Below are 12,491 nucleotides of genomic sequence, written 5' to 3'. Positions count from 1 at the left end.
CACAATGTCCAACCCCGGCGAAGCGGATCTGACGCCGATCACTTCGGTGCGGCAATTGGCCGAATGGTTCGCCGCCGGCAGCAAGCCGCGCCGGGACTGGGGCGTGGGCACGGAGCACGAGAAATTCGGCTTCTTCCGCGGGGGATTCGCGACTCCGCCCTATGAGGGGGCGGGCGGCATCCGCGCCATCCTGGAAGGCTTCATGGCGCGCGGCTGGGCGCCGATCCTCGACAACGGCAACCCGATCGGGCTGAAGCGCGGCGGCGCCTCCATCAGCCTGGAGCCGGCGGGGCAGCTCGAGCTCTCCGGCGCCATCCTGCCGGACATCCACGCCACGGCGCGGGAGCTGGGCGGACATCTGCGGGAGATGCATGCGGTGGCGGAGCCGCTGGGGGTGGGCTTCGCCGGCCTCGGCTTCCACCCGCTGCACAGCCGCGCGGAGATGCCCTGGATGCCGAAGGGGCGCTACGCCATCATGCGCCGCTACATGCCGACGGTGGGCGCCCTCGGCCTCGACATGATGACGCGCACCTGCACGGTGCAGGCCAACCTGGATTACGGCGACGAAGCCGACATGGTGGAGAAGCTGCGCGTCTCCCTTGCGCTGCAGCCGGTGGCGACGGCGCTGTTCGCCAATTCCCCCTTCACCGAGGGCCGGCCGAACGGCTTCCGCAGCATGCGCGGCCAGGTCTGGACCGATACCGACAAGGCCCGCACGGGCATCCCCGCGGTGGTGTTCGAGAAGGGCTTCGGCTTCGAGCGCTTCTCCGAATGGCTGCTCGACGTGCCGATGTATTTCGTCATGCGGGACGGGAAGTGGCTGGACGCGGCGGGGAAGAGCTTTCGGAGCTTCCTCGACGGCAGGCTGGACGTGCTGCCCGGAGAACGCGCCACCATCGGCGATTTCGCCGACCATGTGACCACCGCCTTCACCGATGTGCGGCTGAAGCGCTTCCTCGAGATGCGCGGCTCGGATGTCGGCAGCCCGGCGATGATCCTGGCCAAGCCCGCGCTCTGGGTCGGGCTGCTGTACGACGATGCGGCGCAGAAGGCGGCGGCAGCGCTGGTGCGGGAGTGGGGGGTGGAGGAGATCGGCGCGCTGCGCGCCGCGGTGCCGCGAGAGGCGCTGGGGGCGCAGATCCGCGGCCGGCCGGTGCGGGAGGTGGCGCGGGAGGTGCTGGCCATCGCACGGGACGGGCTGCAGGCCCGCGGCCTGGGCGAGGAGGTCTATCTCGCGCCGCTGGAGGAGATCGTGGCGAGCGGCCTGACCCAGGCGGACCGGCTGCTGGCGCTGTATCACGGCCCCTGGCGCGGCGATGCGCGCCAGGCGCTGCTGCAGGCCGAGCTGTGAGGGCGGCCCGGCGCGGGGTGCAATGCGGGCGGGGCTGCGGCCCGGGCAGGCAGGCGGAGACGGCATGATGGGAATGCGATGGGGTGCGGCCCTGGCGGTGGCGCTGGGCCTGGCGCTGCCGGCGGCGGCGCAGGTTCCGTATTCGCCCTGGGGCGGGCCGGACAGCCCCGGTGGGCTGTTCGGCGGCAGCCCGCTGGAGGTCGATGCCGACCGCGACGGCCGCATCACCCATGACGAGGTCTGGGCCTGGCTGCGCCAGGGCTTCGACCGGGCCGACCGCAATGGCGACGGCCGGCTGAGCGCCGAGGAAGTGCCGAGCCACCGGCGCGCCCAGGCCACCTTCCGCGCCGCCGATGCCGACCGCAACGGCCATCTGACGCCGGAGGAGCTGCGGCCGCTGTCCGAGATGTGGTTCCGCTCGCTGGACAGCAACGGCGACAACCTGCTGACCGGGCGCGAAAGGCCGCGCCGGCCGGCCAGGCCGGCCTCGCCCTGAGCCGGAACGCCCTGTGCCGGAACGCCCTGTGCCGGCGGAGGACATATGATGCTTGACGCCATATGCCTTGTTGCGGCATAGTCGGTGCGTGGCCCGGGCAACGCTGCTCTTCGACAGCAAGTCGGTGCTGGCCGATGGCGCCATCATCCAGATGCGCATCTGGCTGGTGCCGGCGCCGGTGCGCGGCTCCGCGCACCAACTGAAATACAGCCTGTTCTATGGCAGGGACGGGGTGCGGCTGGTGGGCTACGACAACGAAGCCGGCAAGGGCGACCACCGCTACTATGGCGCGCGCGAGGAACCCTACCGCTTCACCACGCCGGAGCGGCTGATGGCGGATTTCCGCGCGGATGTCGCCCGGCTGCGGGGAGAGCCGATATGACGGGGCGGACGCGGATCACCATCGGGCAAGCCGGCTTCGAGGAGGCCGCGGCGGCCTTCCTCGACACCTGGCACCGCGCCGCTTCCGGGGAGGCGGTGGCGCCCCAGCGCATCCTCACCTTCGAAAGCCTGGAGGCGATGGCCTCAGTGCTGACGCCGGAGCGGATGCGGTTGCTGAAGCATGTGCGGCAGCATCCGGCGCGGTCCATCCGGGCCTTGTCGCAGGAACTTCAGCGGGACTACCGCCGGGTGCATGGCGATGTGGTGGCGCTGGAGAATGCCGGGCTCCTCGAGCGCTCCGCCGCCGGCCTGCAGGCCACGGCGGACCGGCTGACGGTGGATGTCGACCTGGTTGCCTGAGTCGGGCGGCGTGGTTGGAGCGTGACCGCGGATCGCGCGGCCAAGCGACGAGCCGGGGCGGGACGGGGTGAGCGAGGCCCGGCCGATCCCGCCCTACCCCGCCAGAAGCTTCGCCATGAACACCCGCGGCAGGCCCTTATCCACCCGCCGGCCGGTCTCGACATAGCCGCGCTTCAGGTAGATGGCGATGTTCGCCGCCATCTTCTGGTGGGTGTAGAGGCGGATCTCCGTGAAACCACGCCGCTTCGCCTCCGCCTCCGCGAAGTCCAGCAGCACGCGGCCATCGCCCATGCCCTTGCGCGCCGGGTCCACCGCGATGTTGTCCAGCAGCAGGTGGTCGGGGTGGTCCTCCAGCACCAGAATGCCGCTGATCGCGCCCCCGGCTTCCAGCACGAAGGTCTCGCCGGCGGCGACGCGCGCGGCGTAATCGTCATCCAGCGGCCCGGGCCGCTGGCCGATCTGCGCCACCCAGGGCGTATAGGCCGCCTCCACGATGGCGGCGACGCGCGCGGCGTCCTCCGGCCGCGCCGGGCGGATGCTCATACCGCCGTGCCGCCCACCGTCAGCCCGGCGAGCTTCAGGGTCGGCTGGCCGACGCCCACCGGCACGCCCTGCCCCTGCTTGCCGCAGGTGCCGATGCCGGGGTCCAGCGCCATGTCATTTCCTACCATCGCCACCTTGGTCAGCGAGTCCGGGCCGTTGCCGATCAGCGTCGCGCCCTTCACCGGCGCGCCGAGCTTGCCGTCCTCGATCAGGTAGGCCTCCGAGGCGCTGAACACGAATTTGCCGCTGGTGATGTCCACCTGGCCGCCGCCGAAATTCACCGCATAGAGGCCGCGCTTCACGCTGCGGATGATCTCCTCCGGCGCATGCGCCCCGCCCAGCATCACCGTGTTCGTCATGCGCGGCATCGGGATATGGGCATGGCTCTGCCGGCGTCCGTTGCCGGTGGGGGCCACGCCCATCAGCCGGGCATTCTGCCGGTCCTGCAGGAAGCCCACCAGCACGCCATCCTCGATCAGCACGGTGCGGTGGCTCGGCGTGCCCTCGTCATCCACCGTCAGGCTGCCGCGGCGGTCCGGCAGGGTGCCGTCATCCACCACCGTCACCCCCGGCGCCGCGATGCGCTGGCCCAGCAGCCCGGCGAAGGCGCTGGTCTTCTTGCGGTTGAAATCGCCCTCCAGCCCATGGCCGATCGCCTCGTGCAGCAGGATGCCGGGCCAGCCGGGGCCGAGCACCACCTCCATCTCCCCCGCCGGGGCCGGGATGCTCTCGAGGTTCACCAGCGCCTGGCGCAGCGCCTCGTCCACCGCGCCCTTCCAGCTCGCCTCGCCGAGGATGCGGGCATAGTCGAAGCGGCCGCCCATGCCATGGCTGCCGGTCTCCCGCCGCCCATCCTGCTCCAGCACCAGCGCCACGTTCAGCCGCACCAGCGGACGGAGGTCGGCGACCCGCGTGCCATCCGGCCGCAGCACCTGCACCGCCTGCCATTCCCCGGCGAGCGAGGCCATCACCTGCTTCACCCGGGGGTCGCGGCCGCGGGCATAGGCATCGATCTCCGCCAGCAGCTTCGTCTTGGCGGCGAATTCCATGGCCGCCAGCGGGTTGGCCGCCTCGTACAGCCGGGCATTGGTCGCCTGCGGCGCCACGTCCAGCGTGCCGGCATGGCCCTGCTTCACCGCCTGCACGGTGGCGGCGGCGCGGGCCAGGGCGGCTTCCGAGATTTCCCCGGAATGGGCGTAGCCCGCCGCCTCCCCGGCCACGGCCCGCAGGCCGAAGCCCCGCGTGGCGTCGAAGGAGGCGCTGCGGATGCGGCCATCGTCCAGCGAGATGACTTCGCTTTCCCGGTATTCCAGGAACAGCTCGCCATCCTCGGCGCCGGCCAGCGCCTCCCGCACGCGGCGCTCGGCCGCGGCGCGGTCGAGCCCCCCGGCGGAGCCGGAATCCCCAGCACCGAAGAACAGGCGGTCGGTGACCGAAAGCGGGGTGTCGAGCGGCATGGGGCTCTCCGAAATGTTGCGGCCGCGCTCAGACGGCCAGCCTGTCCAGCACCAGCGCCTGCGGAATCCGCAGCAGGGCGGTGGAGCCCCGGCCGGGGGTGCTGTCCAGGGTCAGGCTCGCCCCCTGCGCCTCGGCCAGCGCCTTGGACAGATATAGGCCGAGGCCGGAGCCGGGGAAGCGTCGGGCCAGGGAGGAATCGAGCTGGGTGAAGGGCTCGAAGGCCCGGGGGATGTCCTCCGGCTTCATGCCGATGCCGGTATCGGTCACCCGCACCAGCAGATCGCCCCCCGGGTCGCGCTCCGCATACAGCGTCACATGGCCGCCCTCCGGGGTGAATTTCACCGCGTTGGAGAGCAGGTTCAGCAGCACCTGGCGCATCCGCAGCTCATCCGCCCGGATGCGCGGCAGGGAGGGCGGCAGCACCGCATGCAGCTCCACCCCCGCCGCGCCGGCGACGGTCCTTATCACCCGCACCGCCCCCTCGCCCAGCGCCTTCAGATCCACCTCCGTGCTGGTCACGACGAAGCCGGTGGTCTCCGCCCGCGTCACGTCCAGGATGTCGTCGATCAGGGAGAGCAGATGCCGCCCCGCCTCATGGATGGAGCGGACATAGTCGAGCCCCCGCTCCGCCTCCGGCGCCGCGAGGAAGGCCTCGGAGAAGCCGATCACGGCATTCAGCGGCGTCCGCAGCTCATGGCTCATGGCGGCGAGGAAGCGGGATTTCGCCTGGTTCGCCGTCTCCGCCGCGTTCTTCGCCCGCTCCAGCTCGGCGCGGATGCGGCGGTCCTCGGTGACGTCGGTATAGGTGATGACCCAGCCGCCGCCCGGGATGGGGTCGGAGACGGTCTCCACCGCCACGCCATTCGGCCTGATCCGGGTGGTGCGCAGCGGCCGGGTGCGGTCCCGCCCCAGCATGGCGCGGGCCGCGGCGATGCCGGCCTCGCCCTCGCCATACTCGCCCCGCGCCAGCATCAGGTTGACGAAATCGGCCATGGGGCGACCCGGCGCCATCACCTCCGCCGGCAGGTCCAGCAGGCGGAGGAAGACCGGATTCGCCACCTGCACCCGCCCTTCGGCATCGAACAGCGCGATGCCATGGCGGATGTTGTCCAGCATGGCCTGCAGCACCCCGGCCCGCTCCTTGGCCGCGCGCTCCGCCTCGGCCAGCGGCGAGATGTCGGTCATGGTGACGACGAAGCCGCCATCCGGCGTCGGGTCGGAGGTCACCTCGATGGTCCGGCCGCCGCTGCCGGGCCGCGTGTAGCGGGCGGGTTTGCGGTGGTCGATCGCCTTGGCCATCAGGGCGGTCGCCTCGGTGGCGCCGCCATGAGCGCCGAGCGCCACCTGCTCGTCGATCAGCGCCTCGAAGCGCCGGCCCTGCATCACCGAGCCGGGCGGGTGGCCGCCCAGCTCCGCCGCCAGGGAATTCGCCGCCACCACCCGGTGCTCGGCATCGTAGTAGATGATCCCGTGGCGCATGTTGTCGAGCATGACCTGCAGCACCGCGGCGCGGTGCCGCGCCGCCGTCTCCGCCCGGGTCAGCGGGGTGATGTCGGTATAGGTGGCGACGAAGCCGCCATCCTGCGTCGGATCGACGGAGACCTCGACGATCCGGCCATCCGGCAGGTGGCGCAGCCGGCGCTTCGGCGTGGCGTAATCATCGGCGGCGGTCATCTCCGCCTCCGCCATGGTGATCGCGCCGGCCGCGGCGAAGTCCCGCGCCACTTCCAGCGTGGTGCGGCCCGGGGTGAAAACCTCGGGCGCCACCGCGTTCAGCTCGGCGGCCAGCCGGTTGGCGGAGATCAGCCGCCGGTCGCGGTCATAGAGCGCGATGCCGTGGCGCATGCTGTCCATCATCACCTGCAGCACCACGGCGCGCTGCGCGGCGGCGGCCTGCGCCTCCAGCAGCTCCGTCACGTCGGTGTGGGTGAGGACGAAGCCGCCATCCGGCGCCGGCTCGGAGGAGACCTCCAGCCGCCGCCCATCCGGGGTGTGACGCAGGTAGCGGATCGGCTCGCAGCGGTCGAGCAGGACAGCCGGCGAGATGACGCGGTCCCCGGCCATCGCCTCGCCGAACACGCCCTTCTCCCGCTGCAGCCGCACCAGCTCCTCGATGCGCAGGCCGGCCTCCATGGGACCGATGCCGATCGAGGCCTCGGCGAGGGCGTTGTGCGCGATCAGCCGGTGGTCCGGGCCGAAATAGGAGATGCCGTGGCGGATATTGTCCAGCATCACCTGCAGCGTGGCGGCGCGGGCGGAGGCCTCGGCCTTGGCCTCCGCCAGCTCCGTCACATCCGAATGGGTGATGACGAAGCCGCCATCCGGCGTCGGGTCGGAAGAGATGTCGATCACCCGGCCGCCGCGCAGCCGGCGCTGGTAGCGCAGCGGCTGGCTGCGGTCGAAGCCGATCACCTCGGCGGCCAGCCGCGCCGCCTCCGGCCCGTCGCCGAACAGGCCGAGCCGGAGCTGCTCGCAGACCAGGTCGTCGAACCGCGTGCCGGTACGGCCGCTGAGCTCCGGCAGGCCGTAATCCGGGTTGGCCAGCCGGTTGGCCAGGCGCAGCCGGCGGTCCGGGCCGTAGAAGGCCATGCCGTGGCGGATGCTGTCCATCGCCACCTTCAGCGTCGCGGCGCGGTCCTGCGCCTCGCTCTCCGCCCGGGCCAGGGCGGTGACGTCGCTGAAGGTGAGGATGAAGCCGCCATCCGGCGTGGGGTCGGAGGAGATCTCCGTCACCCTCCCGTCGGCCAGCCGCCGCGTCTCCCGGTAGGGCTTGCCGCGGTCGCGCCCCAGCCGCTCGCGCAGGGTGGCGCTGGCCTCCGGCTCCGGCCCGAAGCCGCCGCGGGCATGTTCCTGCCGCAGCCCGTCATCCAGGGTCATGCCGACGCGGATATCGTCCGGGTGCAGCCCGCCATAGGTCGCGGCCAGGCCGTTGGCCGCGCGGATCCGCCGGTCCGGCCCATAGAGCACGAAGCCGTGCCGCATGGTGTGCAGCGCGTCCTGCAGCATGGCGGCGCGGCTGGCCGCCTCCGCCTCCGCCGCCGCCAGAGCGGTGATGTCGGTGAAGGTGATGGCGAAGCCGCCATCCGGCGTCGGGTCGGAGACCACCTCGATCAGCCTGCCATCCGGGGTGCGGCGCTGGTAGCGGTAGGGCTGCGAACGGTCGATGCCGAGGACGAATTCGACCAGCGCGGTCGCCGCCGGCTCGGGCCCCAGCGCACCGATGCGGAGCTGCTGCTGCATCACCTCCTCGAGCGTCATGCCGGGCTCGATCCCCGCCTGCCGCGTGCCGCTGATGCTGTAGCAGAGCCGGTTGCTGAGGATGAGCCGGCGGTCCGGCCCGTAGAGGCTGACGCCGTGGCGGATGGTGTCCAGCAGCGCGCCGAGCTGGCCGGCGCGCTGCTGCGCCGCCGCCTCCGCCCAGGCCAGGGCGGTGATATCCGTGATGGTGATGACGAAGCCGCCATCCGGCATGGGGTTGGAGGCGACCTCGAGGATCCGGCCATCCCGCGCCGGGCGGGTGTAGCGCAGCTTCTGGCGGCGGTCGGCCGCCAGGCCGCGGGCCGCGAGCGCGGCATCCAGCGCCGGGTCCCCGGTGGCGCCGCGGTCGGATTGCTCCGCCACCAGCTCGGCATGGCTCCGGCCGGGGCGCACGGCGCCGGGGGGAAAGCCGCCCAGCTCCTCGATCAGCCGGTTGGCCGCCAGCAGGCGGTGATCAGGCCCGAACAGCGCCACGCCGTGGCGCATGTTCTCGATCATCGCCTGCAGCGTCGCCGCCCGCTGCTCCGCCGCCTGCTCCGCCTCGGCAAGGGCGGTCACGTCGCTCCAGGTGATGACGAAGCCGCCTTCCGGCACGGGGTCGGAGGCGCTTTCCACCACCCGCCCATCGGGCATGCGCCGCTGGTGCTGCAGCCGCCGGCGGCGATCCGCCCGGCGCAGCCGGGCCGCCTCCGCCGCCGCCTCGGCGCCCTCGCCGAACACCCCGGCGGCGAGCTGCGCCGCGGTCAGCGCTGCATGCGTCGCCCCCGGCGCCAGCGCCGCCTCCGGCACCCCGGCCAGCCCGGCGGCGAGGCGGTTGGCGCTGATCAGCCGGCCCTCGGCATCGAACAGGGCGATGCCGTGGCGGATCGTCTCCTGCACCCGCTGCAGCGTCGCGGCGCGGGCCTTCGCCTCCGCCTCTGCCCGCGCCTCCGCCGTCACGTCCACATAGCTGATGACGAAGCCGCCGCCGGCGATGGGGTCGGAGAAGATGTCGACGACCTTGCCGCTCTGGGTGTGCTGCCGGCCGCGATAGGGCCTGGAGCGGTCACGGGCGATCGCCGCCTCCGCCCCCGCCGGGTCGTTGCATTCCTGCGGCCCGAAGGCGTCGCGCATCGTCGCCGCGAAGGACCGGCCGGGGCGGATCACGCCGGGCCGGAGCCCGGCCAGCTCGCTGCAGAGCGGGTTGGCGGCGACCGCCATCCCCGCCGCGTTGAACACCACGATGCCGTGGCGGAGATGGTCCAGCATGCCCTGCAGGATGGCGGCGCGCTCGCTGGCCGCCGCCTCCGCCCGGGCGAGGGCGGTGATGTCGCTCCAGGTGATGACGAAGCCGCCGGCCGGGGTCGGGTCGGAGCAGACCTCGATCACCCGGCCATCCGCCAGGGTCCGCTGGTAGCGGTCCGGCAGGCGCCGGTCGGAGCCGAGGATGCGCGCCACCTCCCGCGCTGCCGCCTGGCTCTCCGGCGGGCCGAAGGCGCCGTGCCGGCGCTGCAGCTCCACCAGCTCCTCGAAGCTGCGGCCGGGGATGAACTCCTCGGGCGTCAGGCTGGCATGCAGGGCGGCGAGGCGGTTGGCGGCGATCAGCCTGCGGTCGGCGCCGTAGAGCGCATGGCCGTGGCGGATGCTGTCCTGGATGAGCTGCAGCTCATCGGCGCGCTGCCGCGCCTCCTCCTCCGCCCGGGCCAGCGCCGTGACGTCGGCATGGGTCAGGATGAAGCCGCCATCCGGCAGCGGGTCGGAGCGGACCTCGACCACCCTGCCATCCGCCTTGCGGCGGAGGTGGCGGCGCGGGACGGAGCGGTTGGCATGGCGCAGCGCCAGGGCACGCTCATCCATCCCCGGCGCCTCGGCGAATTCGCCATTGGTCCGCAGATCGTCCAGCAGCTCGGCGATGCTCGCCCCGGCCTGCAGGCGGGAGGGGGAGTAGCCGGCCAGGTCCTGCGCCAGCGCATTGGCGAAGCGCAGCCGCTGGTCCGGCCCGAACAGGGTGATGCCGGTGCGGAGGTTGTCGAGCGTCGCCTGCAGCAGCGCGGCCTGGGTCCGGGCCGCCTCCTCCGCCGCCACATGCGCCGTGACGTCGCTAAAGGTGACGACATAGCCGCCATCCGGGGTCGGCTCGACGATGATTTCGATGGTGGTGCCGCCGGGCCCGGGGCGGAGATGGCCGGTCTGCCGGCTGCGGTCCAGGGCGAGGTTGCGGGCGAGCGCGGCCTGCGCCGCCTCCCCCACGCCGAAAACGCCGCGCGCCGCCTGTTCCTGCAGCAGCTCGCGGATATGCCGCCCCGGCCGCAGCACCTCCGGCGGCAGGCCGGTGAGCTGGTGCGCCAGCGCATTGGCCACCACCAGCCGGTGCGCCGCGTCGAACAGGCAGATGCCGTGGCGCATATGGTCCAGCATGCGCTGGAGCTGGGCCGCCCGCTCGGTCGCCTCGGCCCGCGCCCGGGCGAGGCCGGTGATGTCGGTGATCACCTCCACCCGGCCGCCGCCGGGCAGGGCGGCGGCGCGGCAGGCGATGACGGTGCCGTCCGGCCGCACCTGTTCGACGAGGTGCGGCTGGCCGGGCGGCCCGGCCGGCGTCGCGACCGCTTCATCCGCGCCTTCCCCGGCGGCCGCGCGGCGCCGGAGCAGTGCCGCACGCGTCTCGCCCAGGGCGATCTCGCCCCCGGCCGCGATCCGCTGATAGGCGGCGTTCACCAGGCTGACGCGGTCCTCGGCGTCGAACACCACCACGCCGTGCGGCAGGGTGGCCATGACGCCGTCCAGCACCGCGGCGCGACGCTCCGCCTCCTCGGCCGCCTGCACCTGTTCGGAGATATCGGCGATCTCCAGCACCCGGCCGCCGCCGACGATGGGGGTGCTGCAGCAGCGCTGGCTGTCGCCGTTCGGGCGGCGGCGGATATAGGTGCTGCTGGCGCCCGCCGGCCGCGCCGCGCGCATGGCGCGGATGCCGGCCAGCTCCGCCGCATCCAGCTCCCCCGCCGCCGCCATCAGCGCGAAGACCGTCTCCATGGGCATGCCCGGCCGCAGCGCCTCCGGCCGCAGCCCGCTCAGCCGGGCCGCCGCGGGGTTGCAGAAGGCCAGGCGGTCGGCGGCATCCACCACCGCCACGCCGCCCTGCAGCGGCGCCAGCACGGCGCCGAGCGGCGGTTCCGCCAAGGGGTGCAGCAGCAGCAGCCGGCCGCCGCCGGCCAGCGGCAGGCTCTGCAGCTCCTGCCACAGCCCGTCGGCGGGGCGGCGCAGCAGGCGGCGGCTGGGGTCGGGGCCGGGCGCGGCCAGCAGCGCGGCGGCGAGCGCCGCCGGCTCGCCCGCGCCCAACTCGCCCCGCTCGGCCAGGCGGAGGGCGATTGCCGCCAGGTCGAGACCACCGCGCGCCTCGCCCAGCCCGGCGGCGGCGCGGGCGGCGGGGTTGGCCAGGACCAGCCGGCCATCCGCGGCGAAGCCGAAGACCGGCTGCGGCAGCGCCGCCAGCGCGGCGAGGGCTGTGGGCTCGGCGGCGGTCGCGATCGCCTCAGTCATCCCCATCCTCCTCGGGCAGCGGGGCGCGCCGACCGTCCATCAGGCCGCTTGCCGGCGCAGGGCGTGCAGCGCCGCGAGGGAGGCCGTCAGCACCAGGACGGCCGTCGCCTGATGCAGGGTGCCGAGCCAGACCGGCACCACCAGCAGCAGCGTGGCGATGCCGAGGCCGTACTGCAAGCAGACCGCGGCTCCGAGCAGCAGGCAGGCGCTGCGGGCGCGGCCCGGCGGCAGATGCCGCCAGGCGGCCTGCGCGGCGCCGAGGGCCGCCAGCCCTGCCAGGGTTGCCAGCAGCCGGTGGTTGAACTGCACGGCGGGGATATTCTCGGTCAAATTTCGCCAGAACGGCGAGAGCCTGGCATAGCCTTCCGGCACCAGCCTGCCATCCATCAGCGGGAAGGTATTGTAGTCGAGCCCGGCGCGCAGCCCGGCCACGAAGCCGCCGGCCAGCATGGCGGCCAGCACCAGCCAGAAGGCGGCCTTCACCTGCCGCCGCACGCTGCCCGCCCGGTCCGGCAGCGGCGCCGGCGCGGGGTGGCGCAGGCCGAAGGCGGTCCAGAGCAGGGCGGCGTAAAGGCCGAGGGCAAGGGCCAGATGGATGACGAGCCGGTAGGGGGAGACGGCGGTGCGGTCCGCCTCGAACCCGCTGGCGACCATGAACCAGCCCACCGCCCCCTGCAGCCCGCCGAGCAGCAGCAGCAGCAGCAGCCTTGGCTTGAGCCCGGCCGGGATGCGCCCGCGCCACCAGAACCAGGCGAGCGGCAGGGCATAGGCGAGGCCGATCAGCCGCCCCCAGAGCCGATGGATCCATTCGAGCCAGAAGATCTCCTTGAACCCGGCGAGGCCGAAGCCCTGGTTCACCAGCGCATATTGCGGAATCGTCCGGTAGAGATCGTAAAGCCTTTGCCACTCTGTTTCCGAGAGCGGCGGCAGGGTGCCGGAAAGCGGCGCCCATTCCATGATGGAGAGGCCGGAGCCGGTGAGGCGGGTGGCGCCGCCGAGGGCGATCATGATCCAGACCATGCCGGCGACGGTGAGCAGCCAGCGGGCGATGGTGCCGGCCTCGGCGCCGGCGGCCAGGGGCTGGGGGTGGGGGCGGGCGGTGTCGAAGGGCATGGCTGCCTTTATACG

8 protein-coding genes are annotated in these 12,491 nt (G+C 73.2%); 4 read left to right on the top strand and 4 right to left on the bottom strand.

Annotation, left to right across the window (positions count from 1 at the left end; translation table 11 throughout):
- The first annotated feature begins 4 nt into the window (after window positions 1-4).
- From E5N76_RS22245 to E5N76_RS22230, 4 genes are all read left to right on the top strand, one after another.
- A complete protein-coding gene (locus E5N76_RS22245; RefSeq protein ID WP_149539527.1) occupies window positions 5-1,351 on the top strand; it encodes a glutamate--cysteine ligase in 1,347 nt (448 codons plus the stop codon).
- A gap of 73 nt (window positions 1,352-1,424) precedes the next feature.
- Window positions 1,425-1,847: an EF-hand domain-containing protein gene (locus E5N76_RS22240; RefSeq protein WP_149539526.1), complete on the top strand. Its 423-nt coding sequence runs from the start codon at window positions 1,425-1,427 to the stop codon at window positions 1,845-1,847.
- 88 nt (window positions 1,848-1,935) lie between these two features.
- Complete coding sequence (locus E5N76_RS22235; RefSeq protein ID WP_149539525.1) at window positions 1,936-2,229, top strand: toxin-antitoxin system TumE family protein; 294 nt, start codon at window positions 1,936-1,938, stop codon at window positions 2,227-2,229.
- Complete coding sequence (locus E5N76_RS22230) at window positions 2,226-2,588, top strand: HVO_A0114 family putative DNA-binding protein (RefSeq protein ID WP_149539524.1); 363 nt, start codon at window positions 2,226-2,228, stop codon at window positions 2,586-2,588. Before E5N76_RS22235 ends, E5N76_RS22230 begins: the two co-directional genes overlap by 4 nt.
- Window positions 2,589-2,681: 93 nt before the next feature.
- Here the strand turns inward: E5N76_RS22230 and E5N76_RS22225 are convergent, their stop codons facing one another.
- The 4 genes from E5N76_RS22225 to E5N76_RS22210 are packed head-to-tail and all read right to left on the bottom strand — an operon-like array spanning window position 2,682 to window position 12,476.
- Complete coding sequence (locus E5N76_RS22225) at window positions 2,682-3,131, bottom strand: GNAT family N-acetyltransferase (RefSeq protein ID WP_149539523.1); 450 nt, start codon at window positions 3,129-3,131, stop codon at window positions 2,682-2,684.
- Window positions 3,128-4,588 carry a metalloprotease TldD gene (gene tldD / locus E5N76_RS22220; protein WP_149539522.1) on the bottom strand — a complete coding sequence of 487 codons (1,461 nt, stop codon included), beginning with the start codon at window positions 4,586-4,588 and terminating at the stop codon, window positions 3,128-3,130. The genes E5N76_RS22225 and tldD overlap by 4 nt, the downstream gene beginning before the upstream one ends.
- A gap of 28 nt (window positions 4,589-4,616) precedes the next feature.
- On the bottom strand, window positions 4,617-11,363 hold the full coding sequence (locus E5N76_RS22215) for a PAS-domain containing protein (RefSeq protein WP_187830327.1): 6,747 nt from the start codon (window positions 11,361-11,363) through the stop codon (window positions 4,617-4,619).
- Window positions 11,364-11,402: 39 nt separating this feature from the next.
- Complete coding sequence (locus tag E5N76_RS22210) at window positions 11,403-12,476, bottom strand: COX15/CtaA family protein (RefSeq protein WP_149539520.1); 1,074 nt, start codon at window positions 12,474-12,476, stop codon at window positions 11,403-11,405.
- Between the last annotated feature and the right edge of the window lie 15 nt (window positions 12,477-12,491).

The sequence above is a fragment of the Siccirubricoccus phaeus genome, from assembly GCF_008360935.1.
GTDB lineage: Bacteria > Pseudomonadota > Alphaproteobacteria > Acetobacterales > Acetobacteraceae > Siccirubricoccus > Siccirubricoccus phaeus.
The sequence above is the reverse complement of the archived record's forward strand: the minus strand, read 5'-3'. Positions and strand labels throughout refer to the sequence as shown.

Excerpts from the sequence above, each read along its gene's own strand:
- E5N76_RS22230 (WP_149539524.1), top strand. The coding sequence starts at position 2,226 with ATGACGGGGCGGACGCGGATCACCATCGGGCAAGCCGGCTTCGAGGAG.
- E5N76_RS22215 (WP_187830327.1), bottom strand. The coding sequence starts at position 11,363 with ATGACTGAGGCGATCGCGACCGCCGCCGAGCCCACAGCCCTCGCCGCG.
- E5N76_RS22240 (WP_149539526.1), top strand. The coding sequence starts at position 1,425 with ATGCGATGGGGTGCGGCCCTGGCGGTGGCGCTGGGCCTGGCGCTGCCG.
- E5N76_RS22210 (WP_149539520.1), bottom strand. The coding sequence starts at position 12,476 with ATGCCCTTCGACACCGCCCGCCCCCACCCCCAGCCCCTGGCCGCCGGC.
- E5N76_RS22225 (WP_149539523.1), bottom strand. The coding sequence starts at position 3,131 with ATGAGCATCCGCCCGGCGCGGCCGGAGGACGCCGCGCGCGTCGCCGCC.
- E5N76_RS22245 (WP_149539527.1), top strand. The coding sequence starts at position 5 with ATGTCCAACCCCGGCGAAGCGGATCTGACGCCGATCACTTCGGTGCGG.
- tldD (WP_149539522.1), bottom strand. The coding sequence starts at position 4,588 with ATGCCGCTCGACACCCCGCTTTCGGTCACCGACCGCCTGTTCTTCGGT.